The following is a 19811-nucleotide window of genomic DNA, read 5'->3' on the forward strand; positions in this document are numbered from 1 at the left end:
CCCATGCAAACCAACCTGAGCGAAAGCGCCAAGCGCCTGCCCCGCGGCGAGGAAGCCGAAAGCATCCTGCGCACCTGCGTACACTGCGGTTTCTGCACGGCCACCTGCCCGACCTACCAGTTGCTCGGCGATGAACTGGACGGGCCACGGGGGCGTATCTACCTGATCAAGCAGGTGCTCGAAGGCGCGCCGGTCACCGCCAGCACGCAACTGCACCTGGACCGTTGCCTGACCTGCCGCAACTGCGAAACCACCTGCCCGTCGGGGGTCAAGTACCACGACCTGCTGGACATCGGCCGCGCCGTGGTCGAGCAGCGGGTACCGCGCCCGCTCGGCCAGCGCCTGCTGCGCCAGGGCCTGCGCGCAGTGGTGCCACGCCCGGCGCTGTTCAAGGCCCTGACGCGCACGGGCCAAGCCCTGCGGCCGTTGCTGCCGGCCGAACTGAAGAGCAAGCTGCCGGCCCAGGTGACGCCCCCCGGCGAACGGCCCGTGCCCCGCCATGCGCGGCGCATCCTGCTGCTCGAAGGTTGCGTGCAGGCCGCCTTGTCGCCCAATACCAACGCCGCCACCGCGCGCCTGCTGGACCGCCTGGGGATCAGCGTGGAGCCGGCGGCTGAAGCCGGCTGCTGCGGTGCGGTGGACTACCACCTCAATGCCCAGGAACAAGGCCTGGAGCGCGCCCGGCGCAACATCGATGCCTGGTGGCCGGCCATCGAGGCCGGCGCCGAAGCCATCGTGCAGACCGCCAGTGGCTGCGGTGCCTTCGTGCGTGACTACGGTCACCTGCTGGCACACGACCCGCGTTACGCCACCAAGGCTGCACGGGTCAGTGCCCTGTCGCGGGACCTGGTCGAAGTGCTGCGCGACGAACCGGTCGAACAACTCGGCCTGTGCGCCGACCAGCGCCTGGCCTTCCATTGCCCTTGCACCCTGCAACATGCGCTCAAGCTCGGCGGCCAGGTCGAAAGCCTGCTGACGCGCCTGGGCTTCACCCTTACCGCAGTGCCGGACGGCCACCTGTGCTGCGGCTCGGCCGGCACCTATTCGCTGACCCAGCCGGTGCTGTCGCGGCAATTGCGCGACAACCGCCTGAACGCGCTGGAAAGCGGCAAACCACAGGTCATCGCTACCGCCAACATCGGCTGCCAGACCCACCTCGACGGGGCCGGGCGCACGCCGGTGCGGCACTGGATCGAAATCGTCGAAGCAGCCTTGAGCCAGGAGAACAGCCATGCATAGCAAACCCGTGATCGGCCAGGCGGAAGTGAGCCGCCTGCTCGCCGCCGCCCGCCAGCAAGCCCAGGCGCAACAGTGGAAGGTGACCATCGCCGTGGTCGACGACGGCGGCCACCCGCTGGCCCTGGAGCGTATGGACGGCTGTGCCCCGTCGAGTGCCTACATCGCCATGGAAAAGGCCCGCAGTGCCGCCCTGGGGCGCAAGGAAACCCGCGACTTCGAGCAAATGGTCAATGGCGGGCGTACCGCCTTTGTCACCGCGCCACTGCTGACCAGCCTGGAAGGCGGCGTGCCCGTGCTGGTCGACGGCCAGGTGGTGGGCGCCGTCGGCGTGTCCGGGGTCAAGCCCGAGCAGGATGCCCAGGTAGCCAAGGCGGGCGTGGCGGCCCTTTGAATCGGCGCCGCACCCTTCGCGGGTGAACCCGCTCCCACAGGGACAGCACAGGTTTCAAAGGTTGCTCAGTACCTGTAGGAGCGGCTCTAGCCGCGAAGAGGCCGGCACAAGCAGCACATTCTCTGAATCTGTACACTGAGCGAGAAGACAATGCCCCATCCACTCAAAGTCGCCCCGATCCTGCAACGCTTCATCGAGGATGAAGTGCTGCCTGGCACCGGCATCGATGCCGCCAGCTTCTGGCAAGGCTTCAGCACCCTGGTCCACGACCTGGCCCCACGCAACCGCGAGCTGCTCGCCGAACGCGAGCGCCTGCAGCACGAACTGGACACCTGGCACCGCCAGCACCCGGGCCCGATCCGTGACATGGCTGCCTACCAGGCGTTCCTGCGCCGCATCGGCTACCTCGTTGAAACCCCGCAGCACGTGCGCATCAGCACCAACCAGGTCGACCGCGAAATCGCCGAGCAGGCCGGCCCGCAACTGGTAGTGCCGCTGAGCAATGCCCGCTACGCGCTGAACGCCGCCAACGCCCGCTGGGGCTCGCTGTATGACGCCCTGTACGGTACCGACGCCATCCCCGACAGTGACAGCGCCGGGCGCGGCCAGGGCTACAACCCGGAGCGCGGCGCCAAGGTCATTGCTTTCGGCCGGGAATTCCTCGACCGCTCGGCACCGCTCGCAGGTGCTTCCCACACCGACGCCCAGACCTACACGGTCGACCAGGGCAACCTGTCGGTGACCTTGCGCGATGGCCGCCAGGTCGGTCTCGCGGAGCCTGCGCAGCTGCGCGGCTATCAAGGCCAACCCGGCCAACCAACGGCCATCCTGCTGCAACACCATCGCCTGCATGTCGAAATCCAGGTCGACCCAACCAGCACCATCGGCAAAGCCGATCCCGCCGGGGTCAAGGACATCCTCATCGAAGCGGCGTTGACCACCATCATCGACTGCGAGGACTCGGTGGCGGCAGTGGATGCCGAGGACAAGGTGAATGTCTACCGCAACTGGCTGGGGCTGATGAAGGGCGACCTCAGCGAGCAGGTCAGCAAGGGTGGCAAGACCTTCACCCGCATGCTGGCCAAGGACCGCGAATATCAGGGTGCGGATGGCCAGCCACTGACCCTGCCCGGCCGCTCGCTGCTGTTCATCCGTAACGTCGGCCACCTGATGACCAACCCGGCGATCCACGACCGCGATGGCCGGGAGATACCCGAGGGCATCCTTGACGCCGTGGTCACCAGCCTGATCGGCCTGCACGACCTCAAGCGTCGCGGCAACTCCCGCGAAGGCAGCCTGTACATCGTCAAGCCGAAGATGCATGGCCCGGCCGAAGTGGCCTTCGCCGACCAACTGTTCGGCCGTGTCGAGGACCTGCTGGGCCTGCCCCGGCACACCTTGAAGATGGGCATCATGGACGAAGAGCGGCGCACCAGCGTCAACCTCGCGGCCTGCATCGCCAGCGCGGCAGCGCGGGTGGTGTTCATCAACACCGGGTTCCTCGACCGCACCGGCGACGAGATGCACAGCGCCATGGAAGCCGGCGCCATGCTGCGCAAGGGCGACATGAAAGGCAGCGCCTGGATCCAGGCTTACGAACGCAGCAACGTGCTGGTGGGCCTGGCCTGCGGCCTGCGCGGCAAGGCGCAGATCGGCAAGGGCATGTGGGCCATGCCTGACCTGATGGCGGCCATGCTCGAGCAGAAGGTCGCCCAGCCCCGCGCCGGCGCCAACACCGCCTGGGTGCCCTCACCGACTGCCGCGACCTTGCATGCGCTGCATTATCACCAGGTGGACGTGCCGGCTGTACAGGCGCAACTGGAAAGCGTCGACCTGAACGCCGAGCGCGAACAGTTGCTGCATGACCTGCTGAGCATCCCGGTCAGCCCGGACCGGCCCTGGAATGCCGAGGATATCCAGGCCGAGCTGGACAACAACTGCCAGGGCATCCTGGGGTATGTCGTGCGCTGGGTGGAGCAAGGCGTCGGGTGCTCGAAGGTGCCGGACATCCACGACGTGGGGTTGATGGAAGACCGTGCCACCTTGCGCATCTCGGCCCAGCACATCGCCAACTGGCTGCATCACGGGGTGGTCGGCAGTGATCAGGTCGAGACGACCTTGCAGCGCATGGCCAAGGTGGTGGACCAGCAAAATGCCGGGGATCCGGCGTACCGGCCGATGGCCGGTAATTTCGCGGGCTCGCATGCATACCGTGCAGCACAGGAGCTGGTGTTCAAGGGGCGTGAGCAACCTGGCGGGTATACCGAGCCGTTGCTGCATGGGTGGCGTTTGAAGTTCAAGCAGGAGGCTGAGCAGTAACAACCTTCGTGGAAATGCCCACCCGCTGCGTAGTGCAGGCTGCGCCGCTGCGGGTCGGCATTCTCACCTTCTTGGGATTCACAGAAAATTCCCACAGCGCATTCCGAAGTGCCTTACTTGCCGCCCTTGGGTCGGTCAAAACATGATCGACGTCTTCGCCCCAGAGGACCCTGCGCATGCACCCAGATTCCCGCACCCTGGCCGAACTGCGCAGTGCCCTGCGCGAGCTGCTGGCCCACGACGTCAACAACCCGGACGACGACCCACACCTGTCAGGCGTGCTGTTCTTTTGTGCAACCGACGACTACACCCGGCAACTGGTCGAGCGCATCGAACTGCTGGCCAGCGAGATCTTCTTCGATCCCTGCGGGCGAGCCATCCGCCACAGGATGCGCGCCATCGGCGTCAAGGGCGTGCGCATCAAGCAGAAACGCAAGGCTTCGGCGGATGAAACGGTGATCTGCATCGACCTCAACGACAAGGGCTACATCACGGTGAGCACCGCACGGTTCTGATCCGCTATCCTCAGCACTCTCGTGCCTGGGACAGCGATCATGGAACTGCATATCCGCCTGGACGGCCGCAAAGGCCTGGCCGACCAGCTCTACCAGCAACTGCGCGCCGGCATCGACAGCGGCCACCTGGCCGCCGGCACGCAACTGCCGCCGACCCGGCTGCTGGCCGAGCAACTGGGCGTGTCGCGCAAGACCGTGGCCGAGGCCTATTCGCGGTTGACCTACGACAACCTGCTCAGCGGCGTGGTCGGCCGCGGCACCTTCATCACCCCGCGCCAAGCGCTGCGCACCCATGAACCCTCCACCGTGCCCCTGGCCGCTGCCGCCGCCCTGGAGCGCTGGCAGCAACGCGCCACGGTACTTGCCAGGCGCACCCAGGAAGCCCCGTCGCGCTATGACTTCATCGGCGGTGCCTCGAACAAGGCGCAGTTCCCCTTCGACCAGTGGCGCAGTTGCCTGAACTACGCGCTGCGCCGCAGCCAGCGACACCCCGAACGGCAGTTTGCCGCCCAGGGCTTGCCCGAACTGCGCGAGGCCATTGCCCGCCATATCGCCTACGCCCGTGGCGTGCATTGCAATGGGGCAGATGTACTGGTGTGCAATGGCGCCCAACAGGCCCTGGACCTGATCGCCCGGGTACTGGTCGAGCCCGGCTGCCAAGTGGCCATGGAAGACCCCGGCTACCCGCCCGCACGCCAGCTGTTCCTCGCCCTGGGGGCAAAGCTGCAATCCGTGCCGGTGGACGATGAGGGACTGTGCGTTTCTCACATCGCCGATGGCACTCGGCTGATCTACGTGACGCCTTCGCACCAGTTTCCGCTCGGCATGCCGATGAGCGAGGCCCGCCGTCATGCCTTGCTGGCGCGGGCCGCCGAGCTAGGCGCGTTGATCATCGAGGACGACTACGACTGCGAATTCCGCTACCAGGGCCAGGCCGCCGATGCGCTGCAGCGCCTCGACCGGCAAGGGCTGGTGGCGTATGTCGGGACCTTTTCCAAGACCTTGCTGCCAGAGCTGCGCCTGGGCTACGCGGTGCTGCCTCCGGCAGTGCTCAGCGCCGCCTGCGTGGCCAAGCACCTGAGCGACTGGCACAGCCCGACCTTGCTGCAGTGGGCCCTGGCTCGGTTCATTGGCGAGGGCCACCTGAACAAGCATATCCGCCGCTGCCATGACATCTACAGCGGCCGCCGCGAACGCATACTGGCGCGGCTGGACGGCGACCTGGCGCCCTGGTTCAGCGCCGTGCCCGCCAATGCAGGGTTCCACCTGAGCGCGCTGGCGCGGCCTGGGGTGGATGTCGAGTTGCTGGCCAACCTCGCCCGCAAGGTGGAGGTGGGCCTGTACTCGCTGGCGCCATTCTTCAGCGAAGCGCCCGTGCGCCAAGGGTTGCTGCTGGGCTTCGGCGCCATCGAGCTGCTGGACATCGACCCGGCACTGGACCGCGTCCGCGATACCTTGCAACGTCTCAGTTGAGCGCCGCCTCGCCAGCCTGCCGCGGCCGGGCGATGGCCGCTGCGTAGCCGCGTGGGGCGAAACAGGCGGTCACCAGCAGCATCGCCAGCACGGTGACGGTCAGCAGCGTCCACGATGCCTGGAAATCACCGCTGACATCCCGCAACCAACCGGTGATGTACGGGATGATGCCGGTGATGATGAAGCCGATGCCCTGCACGAAGGCCGCCAGGCTGCCGGCTTCAGCGGGCGTCTGGAGGTGCTCCAGGGTCAAGGTCAGGCTCAGGCTGAAGCAAGCGCCCAAGCCAAAGCCGATCAGCGCTACCCACAGGCCCATGGCCAGCGTCGGTGCCAGCAGCAAGCCAAGGAAGCCCGCCAGCTGGATCGACAGTGCCAGCCACAAGCCCGGGCGCCGGTCAGCAACGCCGCGCAGCAACAGCGGCAGGGCCAGGGCACCGCACACCTGGAAAATGGTCATCAGGCCGACCAGGCCGCCACCGCCCTGCGCCGTGCCACCGTGCTCCAGGTGGTAGGCCGGTAGCCAGGCGACCATGCTGGTATAGCCGCCATTGATCAGGCCGAAGTACAGCGCCAGCAGCCAGGCCCGCCGCGTGCCGAACCAGTGCCCGCCAGCGGCGCCGGCCAGCTTCGGTGCGTGTGCCCGGGGCCGCAGCACGGCCCAGGCCAGCACCGCCAGCAGCGCCGGGATCGCCCACAAGCCCAGCCCGGCCTGCCAGTGGCCGAAGTGCCCGCTGATAGACGGGCCGAGCACCGCAGCCAGGCCGCCGCCACACATCAGCGCCGCCGAGTACAGGCCCATGGTCCCGGCCAGGCGGCCGGGGAACCAGCGATTGACCAAGCCCGGCATCATGCCCTGCACCACCGCCACGCCCAACCCGGCCAGTACCGCGCTGGCGATCAGCGCCCAGGCGCTGTCCAGTTGCAGCCGCCACAGGCAGGCCAGGGCAATGGCGCCAAGGCCGGCGAGCATGCCGCCATGTTCGCTGACCCAGCGCCGCAGCCAGGGCTGCAACAACGGCACCAGGCCCATGCACAGTACCGGCAACGCCGTCAGCAATGCCGCCTGCTGGTAGCCCAGCCCGGTGCTGGCGCGCATCGGCTCGAGCAACGGGCCAATACTGGTCAGGATCGGTCTCAGGTTCAATGCCAGCAAGATCACCAGCAACAGGTTCAACGCCCCTCTCATCACGTATCGAAACTCCCAAGCAAGACCCGGCCATTATCCTGTCCAGGCAGTCAGGGAAGAAATGAAGAGATTGGATGCAGGTCAGTGGCCACCTTAATGGCCCGATTGGCCTCCCGGCAAAGCGCGCGATTGGCTATCGGGCCAGTCACCGCTCGGCGCTATGGTAGCGCCATGTCCACACACATCCCTGGAGCACGTCATGCACAACCGTATCGAATGGGCCAAACACGCGCCGGAGGCCTACAAGGCCATGGTCGGCCTGGAGCAGGCCCTGGCCAAGAGTGGCCTGGAAAACTCACTGCTGGAGCTGGTGCGCCTGCGGGCTTCGCAGATCAACGGCTGCGCCTACTGCGTGAACATGCATGCCAATGACGCGCGCAAGGCCGGCGAGACCGAGGCGCGCTTGCAGACCCTGTGCGCCTGGCAGGAAACGAACTATTTCACCCCGCGTGAACGTGCCGCGCTGGCCTGGGTGGAATGCCTGACCCGTCTGCCCGAGCGTGGCGCCCCGCAAGCAGAATACGAAGCGCTGCAGCAGCACTTCGAGCCGGCCGAGCTGGCCAACCTGACCTTGGCCATCGCCACCATCAACGCCTGGAACCGCTTTGGCGTGGGCTTTGCCATGGTTCCAGCCTGAGTGATCCTGTACCGGCCTCTTCGCGGCTTGCCCGCTCCCATAGGGACACCACAGCTCTCAAGCCTTGTGCAGTACCTGTGGGACCGGGCAAGCCCGCGAAGAGGCCGGTGCAGGAATGCTCAGGCCAGGGCGCGCCGCCGGGCCAGGCAGGCGTACCCCATCCCCAGCACGCTGAGCATCAATGCCGCGAGCAACCCCACCAACTCGCGGCTGTAGCGTGCCACCAGCGCCGGGAACCCAGTGAATTCACTGGTAGACCCGCACAGTGGCCTCGCCACCAGCAAAACTGACACCGATGCCACCCTGGCGAATCTGTGCGTAGTCGGCGTCGAAATACACCCAGACCCGGCACTCGCTGCCCTTCTTGATGGCCGGTATCTCTACCTGCGCCGTCGCCGTCTCGTACAGGGTGTCGTTACCCGACCCATCGCGTACCTGCACCAGGCCCTTGGCCGGCAGCCGGATCTTCACCTCGCGCACATCAATGTCGCCACGGGTGTGCAGGTCGATGAGCAAGCCAGTACGGTGGTCGACCAACCCGGCTTCGAAGGGTTTGGCGAACAACTGCGCATAAGGTGCCTGGGCCAGTTCGATCAGCTTGTCGACCTGATACGGGTTCAACGCGCCGTCGCTGATGGTATTGATGCGCGGCTGCAACTGCTCGTACTTGAGCTGCGCGTTGGCCCTGCTGATGCGCTCGCTGAACTGGCTGGGATAGGTCAGGTAAGCGTAGGTCAAGGTCGCCTCGAGCCGTGACTGGGGCTTGAGCAGCATATAAGCCACCAGGATGACCATCAGGCCAAGCAGCATGGCGATCAGACGTTTGCCGACTTTGTCCCAACTCAACGGTGCGGTTCCTTCTGTTACGGCACGGAAGATCGAAGCGGCGCAAAGGGTGCCAAGTTCAGTGCCGCCAGGCAAGCACTCAACGGCTCGACAACTGCGGCAGCGATGCCATGAGCATGGCCACCCCCGAGGCGGTCAACAACCCCAGCACCACCCGGCGAAACGCCAGCTCGCTGATCCCCAGGTACACCCGCGTGCCCAGCAGTGCCGGCAGCGCCATGGACAGCAGCACCACAGCGAACGCGGGCAGCATGTCGCGGGTCACCACGCCGGTGCCCAGGTAGGTGAGCATGGTCACCAGCAGCATCGACAGGTTGAAGTTCTGGATCACCGCACGCTGGGTATCACGCTCGAAGCCGCGCAAGGTACACCACAGTGTAGGCACTGTGCCGGTAAAACCACCGATTCCGCCGAGCGCCCCGCCCACCAGGCCCACCGCACCATCGGCCAGGCGGTTGCCCGGCAGCCGTGGCAGGCGCGGCGCCAGCAGCATCAGCGGGCACCACAGCACCAGCAAGGTGCCGAACACCGCCTTGAACCAGAGCATGTCCAGGTACGGCAATACCCACACCCCCAGCGGGATGCCGGCCAGGCCGCCGAGCAAGAACGGCCACAACAACGCCCAGCTGAAGCCGCGTCGCACGCTGAACACGGCGATCAGCTGGCCGGTGAGGCTGCCGAACACGGTCAGCGACGCCGCCAGCCGTGGTTCCAAGCCCCAGGCCCAGAACGACATCGCGACCATGCCGAAGGCAAAGCCGGAAAGGCCCTGGACGAAACCGGCGACGATGGCACCGAGGGCGATGAGGTAGAAGGCATCCATGGGCGATTCAAGCCTGACGTGATCGGCGTTCCACCTTGCCAGAGCCGCACATGAATGTCTGCTTCAGATCCAGCTTGACCCAGACAATGCAGTCATTGACGATCATCACTACCCTCATCAAGGACGAAGCTATGTTACGGATACTGGGCAGGGCCTCATCGATCAACGTGCGCAAGGTGCTGTGGGCCTGCGCCGAATTCAACATCCCCTTCACCCGCGAAGACTGGGGCAGCGGCTTCCGGCCCACCGATGCGCCCGAATTCCTCACGCTCAACCCCAACGCCATGGTCCCGGTGATCCAGGACGGCGATTTCACGCTGTGGGAATCCAACAGCATCATCCGCTACCTGGCCAACCGCTATGGCGATGCGGCCTGCTACCCAAGCGAAGCGCAGGCACGGGCGCGCATCGACCAGTGGATCGACTGGCAGGCCTCTGACCTGAACCGGGCGTGGAGCTACCCGTTCATGTCGCGGGTACGCCACTCGCCTGCGCATCAGGATACCCAGGCGCTGGCTGCCGGTTGCGCAGAGTGGGCGCGCTACATGGGCATCCTCGATCGGCAACTGGCTGCGACCGGCGCGTTCGTCGCTTGCGAGCACTTCACCCTGGCCGACATCCCCATCGGCCTGTCGGTGCAGCGCTGGTTCGCCACACCGATCGATCATCCCCAACTGCCCGCCGTGAGTGACTATTACCAACGCCTGAGCCAGCGGCCTGGCTACCTTGCCCATGGACGCAACGGCCTGCCTTGAGCAGGTAGCCGCTGAGCACGCTTCAGAAACCGAGGATGGCGCAGAGCAGGTAGGTGCGCGGCGTGGCGGCCGAACACTCGTGATATGGCGTTGGTCTCGTAGGCCGGCTGGCGAATGCGCAACGCGCTGGCAGTGAAGGCGACTCGGCCCAGGTCGTACTCGGCGCCGACTTCGGCCTGGCGGCTGATGAACAGCGGGAAGATGGTACCGAGCCAAGCTATTTGCGTGCCTTCAGGCAAACGCGGCCAAACGCGAGAGGATGCGCTGCACGTGGCCCCGTTCGATCATGGCCGCCCAATGGCCGTCACAGAACCGTTCACCACGCACGCAGTAGGTCAGCAGGCTCTGCAGTTGGGGCAAGGTGGCCTGGGCGATGGTGTCAGGGGCGCTGAGCAGGTGGTCGGCGGTGGGCCGGTAATTGACGTCGATCCAGCAGTCCCTGCCGGCCTCCTGGTAAAACGCGCTGACCACCGTTTGATAATCGGGCCAAAGGCTGCCTTCCTGGAGGGTGTAGGTCTTGATCGCTACGCCATTGGGGTAGAGCTGGGCCTGGTAGCACAGCAAGGCTTCGATATCGGCCTGGGTGGGATGCATGGTGATTTCCTTATCGGCACCCGGCAAGTCTACACAAACGGGGCTGCTTTGCAGCCCACTGTTCGTTACGCCGTCTGCTGCACCGGCACTGCCGGCCGCGATCGCCAGGCGATGGTCAGCAGCAGCCCCAGCAGCGCCATCCCGGCCCCGGCAAACGACACCGCCGAGTATCCCAACCCTGCGTTGATCACCGCGCCGCCCAGCGCCGCACCAATCGCATTGCCCAGGTTGAACGCGCCAATGTTCACCGCCGAGGCCAAGTTGGGCGCGTCCTTGGCGGCATCCATCACGCGCATCTGCAGCGGCGGCACCAGGGCGAAACTGGCAATGCCCCAGATCAGGATGGCCAGCGCCGTAGGCAGCGACCAGCCAAGCATCGCCGGGAACACCAGCAGCACTGCAATCAACACCAGCAACGACACGATCAAGGTACGCTCGACCGAGCGATCCGCGGCCTTGCCGCCCCACGCGTTGCCCAGGGTCAGGCCAATGCCGAACAGCACCAGCATGGCGGTGATGAAGGTCGTGGAAGCCTGCGCCTGGCTGTGAAGGATCGGTGCAATGTAGGTGAACAGGGTGAACATCGCGCTGGAGCCGACCACGGTCAGGGTCAGCGCCGCCAGCACCGGCCCACGCCCCAGCACACGGATTTCGGCCATCACACCTGCGCTCTTGGGCAGCGGCACACTGGGCAGCGCGAACCACAGCGAAGCCATCGCCACCAGGCCCAGGCCGGCAATGCCCCAGAACGCCGTGCGCCAGCCGAGCAGCTCTGCGAACCAAGTGGCCAGCGGCACACCGCCAATGGTGGCAAGGGTCAGGCCCATGAACATGGCGGCCACCGCCCCTGCCCGCTTCTCGGGCGGCACCACGCTGGCCGCCACCACCGAGCCGACGCCAAAGAACGCGCCATGGTTGAGCGAGGTCACCACCCGTGCAATCAGCAGGCTCTGGTAATCGGTGGCCAGGGCCGAAAGCAGGTTGCCCAGGGTAAAGATGGCCATCAACCCGATCAGCAGGTAGCGCCGCGGCACTTTGCCGGTGGCCAGGGTCATCAACGGGGCACCGATCAGCACACCTAGCGCGTAGGCACTGACCAGCAGGCCTGCCGCCGGGATCGACACGCCGAGGTCGCTGGCAATGCCGGGCAGCATGCCCATGGGGGCGAACTCGGTCACACCGATGCCGAAGGCACCGATGGCGAGCGCGACGAGAGGGGGATTGATACGCATACAAGGCTCCTTATCTATGACGGGAATGCTACGATCAGACTTTTGAATGCACTAGACCGGTTTCCCGGTAACCACCTTTGCGCTGGAGGCACAGATGGATTTCAACGGGCGATCCGGGGAGATGGAGGTTTTTGCCAAGGTGGTGGATGCCGGCAGCCTGTCTGCCGCGGCCCGCGAGCTGGGCCTGACACCCTCGGCGGTGAGCCGCATCATCGCCCGCGCCGAGCAGCGCCTGGGCACCCGCCTGCTGCTGCGCACCACCCGGGCGATCACCCTCACCACCGAGGGTGAGGCGTACCTGCGCGGGGCGCGGCGCATCCTGGCCGACCTGCTGGAAGTCGAAGAGGCGATCACCGATCAGGGCGTGCCGCGCGGGCGCTTGCGGGTCAGCGCGGCGCTGGGGCATGGGCGGCAGACGATGGTGCCGTTGCTGACGGCGTTCAGCGCGTTGTATCCGCAGGTGCTGGTGGACCTGACGCTGAGCGATGAAATCGCCGATATCCATGGCGGTCAGGCCGACGTGGCGCTGCGCTTCGGCCAGCTGCCAGACAGCTCGCTCAGTGCACGCTGCATCGGTCATACCGGCCAGGTGGTGGTCGCTTCGCCCGACTACCTGTCACGCTGTGGCGCGCCGCAGGTGCCGGAGGACCTGGCGCAGCACAACTGCCTGCGCTTCAACTTCCGGCGTGCAGCACCGGATTGGCCGTTTCGCCGGGCGGGGGAGGATTTTTCACTGAAAGTGACGGGGAATATCGAGTGCAGCAGTGGCGAGGCGTTGGCGCAGCTGGCCAGGCTGGGGGCGGGCATTGCCCGGATCGGGACCTTTACCGTAGCCGATGAGCTGAAAAACGGACAACTGGTAGCGCTACTGGAAGACTACAACCCAGGCGACCGCGAACCGCTGCATGCGGTATTCGTCGGCGGGCCGGCGATGCCGGCACGGGTGCGGGTGTTCGTGGATTTTCTGGTGGAGCATCACCAGGGCTGGCCGTTGCTATCAGCCTGAACAGGCTGCCTGCAGGGCCTTGGCCATGCGCTATCGATTCATGCACCGCTCATAACGCTCGTCCACCCGCCCGGCAAACCAGGCGGTCGTCAGCTTACGGGTGATCTTCGGGCTCTTCAGCTCGATCCCCGGCAGCACGGCCCGCGGCAGCGGCTTGCCGGCAGCCGCATCGGCCAGGGCAAACACCCCGCTGTACAGCTTGCTGTCCTCGAACGCCAGGCTGTCACCGAGCTCCAGCTGGTTGCGGATCTGTGTGTTGCGCAGCCCCAGCTTGACCCCGAGCTTGCGCGCCGCCTGCTCAGTGCTGCCGGGCATGATCGAACCGGGGGCGACCAGGTCGCCATCCAGCGCCAGGGATGCCCCCGTGACCTTGCTCAAGGCAGCCTGGAACGCGGCATTGCGGCTGGCGTACCACCCTGCGTTGAAATCGGCGAAGCGGTACAGCTGGCGCTCGTAATGCACCGGATAGCCGAGCAGATGGGCAATACCGAAGTACATGCCCCCACGGCGGCTGAAGACTTCCTGGCGAAGGGTGCCGTCATAGGTGTAGGGATAATCCTTGGCGTGCTTTTCGGCGAAGTCAATGCTGACCTGCATCGGCCCGCCGGTGTGCACAGGGTTCAAGCCGTCCAGCAAGGTCTTGCCCAACGGCAAGCGCGCGATGAACTCGTCGTACAGCGCGCTCAGTTGCTTCTCGCTGCGCACTGCCAGCAGGCGCTGCTGATAGCTCTGGCCATTGCCTGAAGGCGTCTTCAGTGCAGCGTCGACCAGCAGCTTGGGAATGTGCAGGCGCGCCGCACGGCGGTCGATTTCCTCACGGGCGATGCGCCCGAGGCCGGGCACTTGCGGGTCAGCATTGAAGGTCGACTCCTGCTCGGTCACCGCCAGCACCGCGCACAGGTTGCGCTTGCTCGGCGCAATGCGCTGGGCCTCGAACGCCACCTGGATATCCCTGGCCCAGCCTTCGCGGTCCCTGGCCTGGGCCGGCAGCAGGCGCATCAGCTGAGCGCGAACCTTGGCCGGGTCGGCCTCCGGCTCTTCCTCGCGGCGCCCGGCGCACCCCTGCAACAGCGCCAGGGCCATCAGCCCGGCCGCCAACAGACGGCCGTTCAGGGCTGTTCACCGACCAGATAGGTCTTGCTGATGTGGCGGAACTGCGGGTGGCTGGCGCTGCCCATGAGCTCGAACAGCACCATTTCCCGGGTCACCACTTGCGCCCCGGCCTGGCGCATGCGCGCAAGGCCCGCGGCTTTGTTGGCCGGGGTACGGCTGTCGCAGGCATCCTCGACCACCAGCACCTGCTTGCCCAGGGCCAGCAGGCCAAGCACGGTCTGCAGCACGCAGACGTGGGTTTCCATGCCGCAGACGATGACCTGCTCACGGGCCATCAGGCCGGCCGGCAAGCATTGGGCGGCCACGCAGGAGAAATGGGTCTTTTCCACCACTTCTGCCGCCGGGGCCACCGCGATCAGTTCCGACAAGGTGTGACCCAGGCCTTTGGGGTACTGCTCGGAAATCACGATCGGCAGTTCCAGGTCATGGCAGGCCGAGAGCAACCAGCGCGCTCGGGCGCGAGTGCCTTGAGGGTCGCTCATGGCGCCGATGAGCTTTTCCTGGATGTCGACCACCAGCAACGTGGCCTTGTGATGTTCGATCAGCATTGTCCGCCTCTTGCCTGGAAAAAGGCCTAGCCTCCCCCAGGCAGGCGGCGCCGTCAATCAGGCAGAAAGCCGATACGCCTCAAGGGCCTGTGTCAGCGCAGCGAGCACCTGGTCCTCGTGCTCGTGGATGAAGAAGTGGCCGCCGGGGAACATCTGCAGCGAAAAGGCACCGAGGGTTTCCCTGCGCCAGGCCTGCAGTTGCTCTGCGCTGGCCCGGTCCGCTTCGCCACCGAGCACATGCAGCGGGCACTGCAAGGCAGGCCGCTGACGGTAGAGATAACGGCCGCAGAGCAGGAAGTCAGCGCGCAGGGTGGGCAAGGTCAGGCTCATCAGCTCGGCATTGGCCAGCACCTCCTCCGGCGTGCCATTGAGTTCGCGCAGTTCGGACTTGAGCTGGTCATCGCTCTTGGGGTCGCGCCAGTTGTGGCCATCGTAATCCTCGCGCCGGGTGGGCGCCGCCGTGCCGCAAGCGAACAGCGCCAGCGGTGCCGGGCAGCCCAATGCGCGCAGTTCGTGGGCCAGTTCGAAGGCCAGCAGTGCGCCAAGACTATGGCCGAGCAACGCATAAGGCGCGTTGACGGCCAGGCGTTGCTCACTGGCCAACTGCCGGGCCAGCGCCTGCATGTCGGTCTGCAGCGGCTCGCCCATGCGTGCCCCCCGCCCAGGGAGTTCGACCGGGCGCACCTGCAGCCAGGCCGGCAGCTTGCGCCGCCAGCGGCTGTAGACCATGGCACTGGCCCCGGAATACGGCAGGCACAGCAGGTTGAGCGGGGTCACTGGGCGGCAGCTGCGGCCATCTGCTGGCGCAGGCTCAAGGGACGCATGTCGGTCCAGACTTCGTCGATGTAGGCCAGGCAATCCTTCTTCAGGCCGCTCTTGCCTACCGCGCGCCAGCCTTCGGGGATGGCCTTGTAGTCCGGCCAGATGGAGTATTGCTCTTCGTGGTTGACCACTACCTGGAACTGGATATCGTCGCGGTCGAATACGGAAGTCATTGCCTGTCTCCTTGAGTGATGGATGCCACTGCGCGCCTGGCGCAGGGAGGTTCTCAGGTAGACGTAGGGCGCTGCGGAAAAATTAGGTTACTCAGGGATTGTGGATAGGCAATGTTCGCCGGGAGAGAGATTTGAGGCTACCAAGTACCTGGCTTGGGTTATGTGGTGGGGCATAAATCGAGCGCCGCCCGCGCGGCGCATCGCGGGCAAGCCCGCTCCCACATCTGTTTCGGGCCAGTCCCTCCTGTGCCGCCAACAGGATCCGCCTTGGTGCATGACTGAAGACAGGTGGAGCAAGCATCAATGCCCACCAAGATGCATCGCCATACCCCTGTCGGCTTCCACCGAGATGCATCGCCATGCCAACAAGGCGGTCCCTGTTGGCGGCACAGGAGGGACTGGCCCGAAACAGATGTGGGAGCGGGCTTGCCCGCGATGCGCCGCGCGGGCGGCGCTCGATCTCACAGCCCCCACACACCCCAAGCCAAGCCAAGCCAAGCCAAGCACTAGCCTCACGCATCCCTCAGCAAGTCATGCGCATCGAGCAGCCGGAACGCCACCTGCGGGTTGCGCTCAAGGCCCCGGCGGATCGCGGCCGGGATCGACTGGCGGGTCTTGCGGCACAGGCCGGGCTGCTCGTCGAGTTCGATGACGATGCCGCGCATGGTGCGCACTTCGTTGAAGCCGGGGCTGATGTGCACGCGGATGCCAAGGTTTTCGTACAGCCGCTGTTGCAGGCGCTGCAGGTCTTCCAGGTCCTTGAGGTTTTCCAGGCGTTCGAGCAGGCGCTTTTCTTCCTGGCGGGTGAGCAGGAGGATGCGCTGGGCCGCTGGCGGGTGCCCGGCCAGGTGTTCGCGGCCGCAGTCACAGGCGCCAGGGGGGCACGGTTGGCGAAGAGGAGGTGGGGTGCTCATGCAGCAAGCATAGCTTCACCAGCCCGTTCTCAGTAAACGCTTCAGAAAAACTTTCCTGCCAGGATAAAAAATTTCACAAACCGCTGGACCCCGCCCCCTCGCTTCGCCTATAAATCGCCCAAGGGAAATTTATATTCCCGTCAAGAAACAACACTTCGCCCGCCGCGAAGCTTCTTTTGCCCTTGTGCCAGACCTGCCCCACTCCATCACGAGGCCTATCCGACATGCACCCCGCTCCCGATCACTTCATCCTGCGCGTCAGTTGCCCGGCCGTGTCCGGCATCGTTGCGGCGGTGACCACCTACCTGGCCGAGCACGGTTGCTACATCAGCGAGATGGCGCAGTTCGACGACGAGGACAATGGCCGCTTCTTCATGCGTGCGGTGTTCCGCTACAACACTGGCGTGAGCGGTGACACGCCGCAGCTGGAAGCAGGCTTCGCCGATGTCGCCCAGCGTTTCGACATGGACTGGAGCCTGCACAGCAGCGCCCGGCCGCTGCGCGTGCTGCTGATGGTCAGCAAGTTCGACCACTGCCTGGCCGACCTGCTCTACCGCCATGCCAAGGGCGAGCTGGACATGCAGATCACCGCCGTGGTCTCCAACCACCTCGACCTGCGGCCAATGGCCGAGCGCCAGGGCATCCGCTTCGTCTACCTGCCGGTGAGCAAGGAGACCAAGGCCGAGCAGGAAGCCGCACTGATGCGCATCGTCGAGGACACCGGCACCGAACTGGTGGTGCTGGCGCGCTACATGCAGATTCTCTCCGACGACTTGTGCCGCCAGCTGTCAGGCCGGGCGATCAACATCCATCACTCGTTCCTGCCTGGTTTCAAGGGCGCCAAGCCGTACCACCAGGCCTATCAGCGCGGGGTCAAGTTGATCGGTGCCACCGCCCACTACGTCACCAGCGACCTCGACGAGGGCCCGATCATCGAACAGGAAGTGCAGCGCGTCGACCACGCCTATACCCCCGACGACCTGGTGGCGATCGGCCGCGACACCGAGACCATCGCCCTTTCCCGCGCCGTCAAATACCACCTTGAGCACCGGGTGTTCCTCAACCACGACCGCACGGTGATCTTCAAATGAACGCCATCCCCAGCATCAAGCTGATCGACGGCAAGGCCACCGCGGCGCGGGTGCTGGCCGAGGTTCGCGAGCAGGTGCAGACCTTGCGCCAGGGCGGCGTGCAACCAGGCCTGGCAGTGGTCCTGGTCGGGGCCGACGCGGCCAGCCAGGTGTATGTACGCAACAAGGTGCTACGCGCCGAGGAAGTGGGCATCCGTTCGCAGGAACACCGGCTGCCGGCCGACACCACCCAGGCGCAACTGCTGACCCTGATCGACCGGCTCAACCGCGACAGCAAGGTCAACGGCATCCTCGTGCAGTTGCCGCTGCCCGAGCATGTCGACGAGCACTGCATTCTCCAGGCGATCAGCCCGCTGAAGGACGTGGACGGTTTCCACAGCGAAAACGTCGGTGGCCTGGCCCAGGGGCGCGACGTGCTCACGCCCTGCACCCCCAGCGGCTGCATGCGCCTGCTGCGCGATGCCTGCGGCGAGCTGCGCGGCAAGCATGCCGTGGTGATCGGCCGCTCGAACATCGTCGGCAAACCCATGGCCGCGTTGCTGCTGCAGGCCGACTGCACGGTAACCGTGGTGCACTCGCGCAGTCGCGGTCTGCCGACGCTGTGCCGCCAGGCCGACATCGTCGTCGCGGCGGTCGGCAAGCCACGCCTGGTCGGCGCCGAGTGGCTCAAGCCCGGCGCGGTGGTGATCGATGTCGGCATCAACCGCATCGAAGAAGGCGGCCATAGCCGCCTGGTCGGCGATGTCGATTTCGCTGCCGCCCTGCCCCAGGTCGCCGCCATCACCCCGGTGCCTGGCGGCGTCGGCCCGATGACCATCGCCTACCTGATGAAAAACACCCTGCTCGCCCTCGACCTGCAACAACAGGCCGCCCACCAGGAGCGCACCCCATGCCTTTCGCCCTGCTGAAATACGGCCTGAGCGCCGACTACCCGGTGGAGGTCGACCTGCCGCCACCGTGCGAACTCAAGCCGCGCTATGACGTGGTAATCATTGGCGGCGGCGGCCACGGCCTGGCCATTGCCTATTACCTGGCCAAGTACCACGGCGTGACCAACGTTGCCGTGCTGGAGAAGGCCTACCTGGGCGGCGGCAACACCGCGCGCAACACCGCCGTGATCCGCTCCAACTACCTCACCTCCGAGGGCGTGCGCTTCTACGCAGAATCGGTGCGGATGTTCCAGAACCTGTCCAACGAGTTCGACTTCAACATCATGTACTCCGAGCGTGGCCAACTGACCCTGGCGCACACCGACGCCACCGTGCGCGCGTTCCGCCAGCGCGCCGAGGTCAACAAGCACTTCGGCGGGCGCACCGAGATGATCGACCGACAGCAGATCCGCGAGCTGGTGCCGAGCCTGAACCTCGACCCCGGCCACCTGCCGGTGCTGGCGGGCCTCTGGCACATCGACGGCGCCACAGCGCGCCACGACGCGGTGGCCTGGGGCTATGCCAAGCAGGCTGCCAAGCGCGGCGTGGAAATCCACCAGCTGACCGAAGTGCAGGACCTGCTGATTCGCAATGGCCGCATCGAAGCAGTCAAGACCAACCGCGGCACCGTTCAGTGCGGCTGTGTGGTGCAGGCGGTGGCCGGCGCCAGTTCGCAGCTGTTGGCCAAGGCCGGCATCCGGGCGCCGATCCACACCTACCCGCTGCAAGCCATGGTCACCCAGCCGTTCAAGCCGTTCCTCGACCCGCTGGTGAGTTCGTCGGCATTGCACTGCTACGTGCAGCAGACCAGCCGTGGCGAGATCGTCTTCGGCGGCGGCTCCGACCCGTACCCGCTGTACAACACCCGCTCTACCCTCGACCTCAAGGAAAGCCTGCTGGCCCACGCCATCGAGATGTTCCCGTTCATGGCCAACGCCAAGCTGATGCGCCAGTGGGCCGGGATCACCGACATGACCCCGGACTACAGCCCGATCATGGGCCTGTCGCCGGTCGACAACTACTACCTCGACGCCGGCTGGGGCACCTGGGGCTTCAAGGCCACGCCGATCTGCGGCAAGACCATGGCCGAGCTGGTCGCCAGCGGCGGCAAGGTTCCGGAACTGATCGCGCCATTCGCCCTGGAGCGTTTCAGCCGCTTCCGGCAAGTCAACGAAATGGGCGCCACTGCGGCCAGCCACTAGGAG

At 65.9% G+C, this 19811-nt stretch carries 20 protein-coding genes and 1 pseudogene; 11 read left to right on the forward strand and 10 right to left on the reverse strand.

Features of this window, described 5'->3' with window-relative positions; all coding sequences use genetic code 11:
* The first annotated feature begins 3 nt into the window (after positions 1 to 3).
* The 5 genes from glcF (at position 4) to pdxR (ending at position 5937) form a co-directional block, all read left to right on the forward strand.
* On the forward strand, positions 4 to 1239 hold the full coding sequence (glcF, locus tag ACTORR_RS03480) for a glycolate oxidase subunit GlcF (RefSeq protein ID WP_054887084.1): 1236 nt from the start codon (positions 4 to 6) through the stop codon (positions 1237 to 1239).
* Positions 1232 to 1630, forward strand: coding sequence for a heme-binding protein (locus ACTORR_RS03485; RefSeq protein WP_054887085.1), 399 nt, complete (start codon positions 1232 to 1234; stop codon positions 1628 to 1630). Before glcF ends, ACTORR_RS03485 begins: the two co-directional genes overlap by 8 nt.
* A gap of 150 nt (positions 1631 to 1780) precedes the next feature.
* Positions 1781 to 3949 (forward strand): malate synthase G, encoded by a 2169-nt coding sequence (locus ACTORR_RS03490; RefSeq protein WP_313364402.1) that lies wholly within the window; start codon positions 1781 to 1783, stop codon positions 3947 to 3949.
* A 176-nt stretch (positions 3950 to 4125) separates the two neighbouring features.
* The gene (locus ACTORR_RS03495) at positions 4126 to 4464 is read left to right on the forward strand and encodes a hypothetical protein (protein WP_313364403.1); all 339 of its coding nucleotides are present in this window, start codon (positions 4126 to 4128) and stop codon (positions 4462 to 4464) included.
* A 39-nt stretch (positions 4465 to 4503) separates the two neighbouring features.
* Positions 4504 to 5937, forward strand: coding sequence for a MocR-like pyridoxine biosynthesis transcription factor PdxR (pdxR, locus tag ACTORR_RS03500; protein ID WP_313364404.1), 1434 nt, complete (start codon positions 4504 to 4506; stop codon positions 5935 to 5937).
* On the opposite strand, the gene ACTORR_RS03505 is transcribed toward pdxR, so the two are convergent.
* Positions 5930 to 7123 (reverse strand): cyanate transporter, encoded by a 1194-nt coding sequence (locus ACTORR_RS03505; RefSeq protein ID WP_313364405.1) that lies wholly within the window; start codon positions 7121 to 7123, stop codon positions 5930 to 5932. The two genes, pdxR and ACTORR_RS03505, sit on opposite strands and share 8 nt — an antisense overlap.
* A 199-nt stretch (positions 7124 to 7322) precedes the next feature.
* On the opposite strand from ACTORR_RS03505, the gene ACTORR_RS03510 reads away from it, so the two are divergent.
* Positions 7323 to 7760, forward strand: coding sequence for a carboxymuconolactone decarboxylase family protein (locus ACTORR_RS03510; protein ID WP_054887090.1), 438 nt, complete (start codon positions 7323 to 7325; stop codon positions 7758 to 7760).
* 119 nt (positions 7761 to 7879) lie between these two features.
* On the opposite strand, the pseudogene ACTORR_RS03515 reads toward ACTORR_RS03510, so the two are convergent.
* Together ACTORR_RS03515 and ACTORR_RS03520 are read right to left on the reverse strand one after the other, a co-directional pair.
* A pseudogene (locus tag ACTORR_RS03515) lies at positions 7880 to 8606 on the reverse strand (hypothetical protein).
* 79 nt (positions 8607 to 8685) lie between these two features.
* A complete protein-coding gene (locus ACTORR_RS03520; RefSeq protein ID WP_054887092.1) occupies positions 8686 to 9429 on the reverse strand; it encodes a sulfite exporter TauE/SafE family protein in 744 nt (247 codons plus the stop codon).
* 131 nt (positions 9430 to 9560) lie between these two features.
* Between ACTORR_RS03520 and ACTORR_RS03525 the strand changes: the two genes are divergently transcribed.
* On the forward strand, positions 9561 to 10184 hold the full coding sequence (locus ACTORR_RS03525; RefSeq protein WP_099813465.1) for a glutathione S-transferase family protein: 624 nt from the start codon (positions 9561 to 9563) through the stop codon (positions 10182 to 10184).
* Positions 10185 to 10415: 231 nt separating this feature from the next.
* Here ACTORR_RS03525 and ACTORR_RS03530 read toward each other — a convergent pair whose 3' ends face one another.
* Both ACTORR_RS03530 and ACTORR_RS03535 read right to left on the reverse strand, forming a co-directional pair.
* Positions 10416 to 10778: a DUF6508 domain-containing protein gene (locus tag ACTORR_RS03530; protein WP_054887094.1), complete on the reverse strand. Its 363-nt coding sequence runs from the start codon at positions 10776 to 10778 to the stop codon at positions 10416 to 10418.
* A gap of 65 nt (positions 10779 to 10843) precedes the next feature.
* On the reverse strand, positions 10844 to 12010 hold the full coding sequence (locus tag ACTORR_RS03535; protein ID WP_313364406.1) for an MFS transporter: 1167 nt from the start codon (positions 12008 to 12010) through the stop codon (positions 10844 to 10846).
* Positions 12011 to 12104: 94 nt separating this feature from the next.
* Here ACTORR_RS03535 and ACTORR_RS03540 point away from each other — a divergent pair, with 94 nt between their 5' ends.
* Entirely contained in the window at positions 12105 to 13016 is a 912-nt protein-coding gene (locus ACTORR_RS03540; RefSeq protein WP_099813463.1) for a LysR family transcriptional regulator, read from the forward strand.
* Positions 13017 to 13046: 30 nt separating this feature from the next.
* On the opposite strand, the gene ACTORR_RS03545 is transcribed toward ACTORR_RS03540, so the two are convergent.
* From ACTORR_RS03545 to ACTORR_RS03565, 5 genes are all read right to left on the reverse strand, one after another.
* On the reverse strand, positions 13047 to 14099 hold the full coding sequence (locus ACTORR_RS03545; protein ID WP_054887097.1) for a DUF1615 domain-containing protein: 1053 nt from the start codon (positions 14097 to 14099) through the stop codon (positions 13047 to 13049).
* A 26-nt stretch (positions 14100 to 14125) separates the two neighbouring features.
* A complete protein-coding gene (locus ACTORR_RS03550; RefSeq protein ID WP_054887098.1) occupies positions 14126 to 14677 on the reverse strand; it encodes a hydrolase in 552 nt (183 codons plus the stop codon).
* A gap of 57 nt (positions 14678 to 14734) precedes the next feature.
* The gene (locus ACTORR_RS03555; protein WP_054887099.1) at positions 14735 to 15454 is read right to left on the reverse strand and encodes a thioesterase II family protein; all 720 of its coding nucleotides are present in this window, start codon (positions 15452 to 15454) and stop codon (positions 14735 to 14737) included.
* Entirely contained in the window at positions 15451 to 15672 is a 222-nt protein-coding gene (locus tag ACTORR_RS03560) for an MbtH family protein (RefSeq protein ID WP_054887100.1), read from the reverse strand. Before ACTORR_RS03560 ends, ACTORR_RS03555 begins: the two co-directional genes overlap by 4 nt.
* 512 nt (positions 15673 to 16184) lie before the next feature.
* Positions 16185 to 16586, reverse strand: a complete 402-nt coding sequence (locus ACTORR_RS03565; RefSeq protein ID WP_054886345.1) for a hypothetical protein — start codon at positions 16584 to 16586, stop codon at positions 16185 to 16187.
* Positions 16587 to 16810: 224 nt separating this feature from the next.
* Between ACTORR_RS03565 and purU the strand changes: the two genes are divergently transcribed.
* From purU to ACTORR_RS03580, 3 genes are read left to right on the forward strand one after another with little or no spacing between them, the layout of a single operon-like run.
* A complete protein-coding gene (gene purU / locus ACTORR_RS03570) occupies positions 16811 to 17677 on the forward strand; it encodes a formyltetrahydrofolate deformylase (protein ID WP_313365680.1) in 867 nt (288 codons plus the stop codon).
* Positions 17674 to 18585, forward strand: a complete 912-nt coding sequence (folD, locus tag ACTORR_RS03575; protein WP_099813461.1) for a bifunctional methylenetetrahydrofolate dehydrogenase/methenyltetrahydrofolate cyclohydrolase FolD — start codon at positions 17674 to 17676, stop codon at positions 18583 to 18585. The genes purU and folD overlap by 4 nt, the downstream gene beginning before the upstream one ends.
* Complete coding sequence (locus ACTORR_RS03580) at positions 18567 to 19808, forward strand: FAD-dependent oxidoreductase (protein WP_313365681.1); 1242 nt, start codon at positions 18567 to 18569, stop codon at positions 19806 to 19808. The genes folD and ACTORR_RS03580 overlap by 19 nt, the downstream gene beginning before the upstream one ends.
* The last annotated feature ends 3 nt before the right edge of the window (positions 19809 to 19811 follow it).

This window comes from Pseudomonas sp. SAR267 (assembly GCF_052077595.1).
In the GTDB taxonomy this organism is placed as follows: Bacteria; Pseudomonadota; Gammaproteobacteria; order Pseudomonadales; family Pseudomonadaceae; genus Aquipseudomonas; species Aquipseudomonas vlassakiae.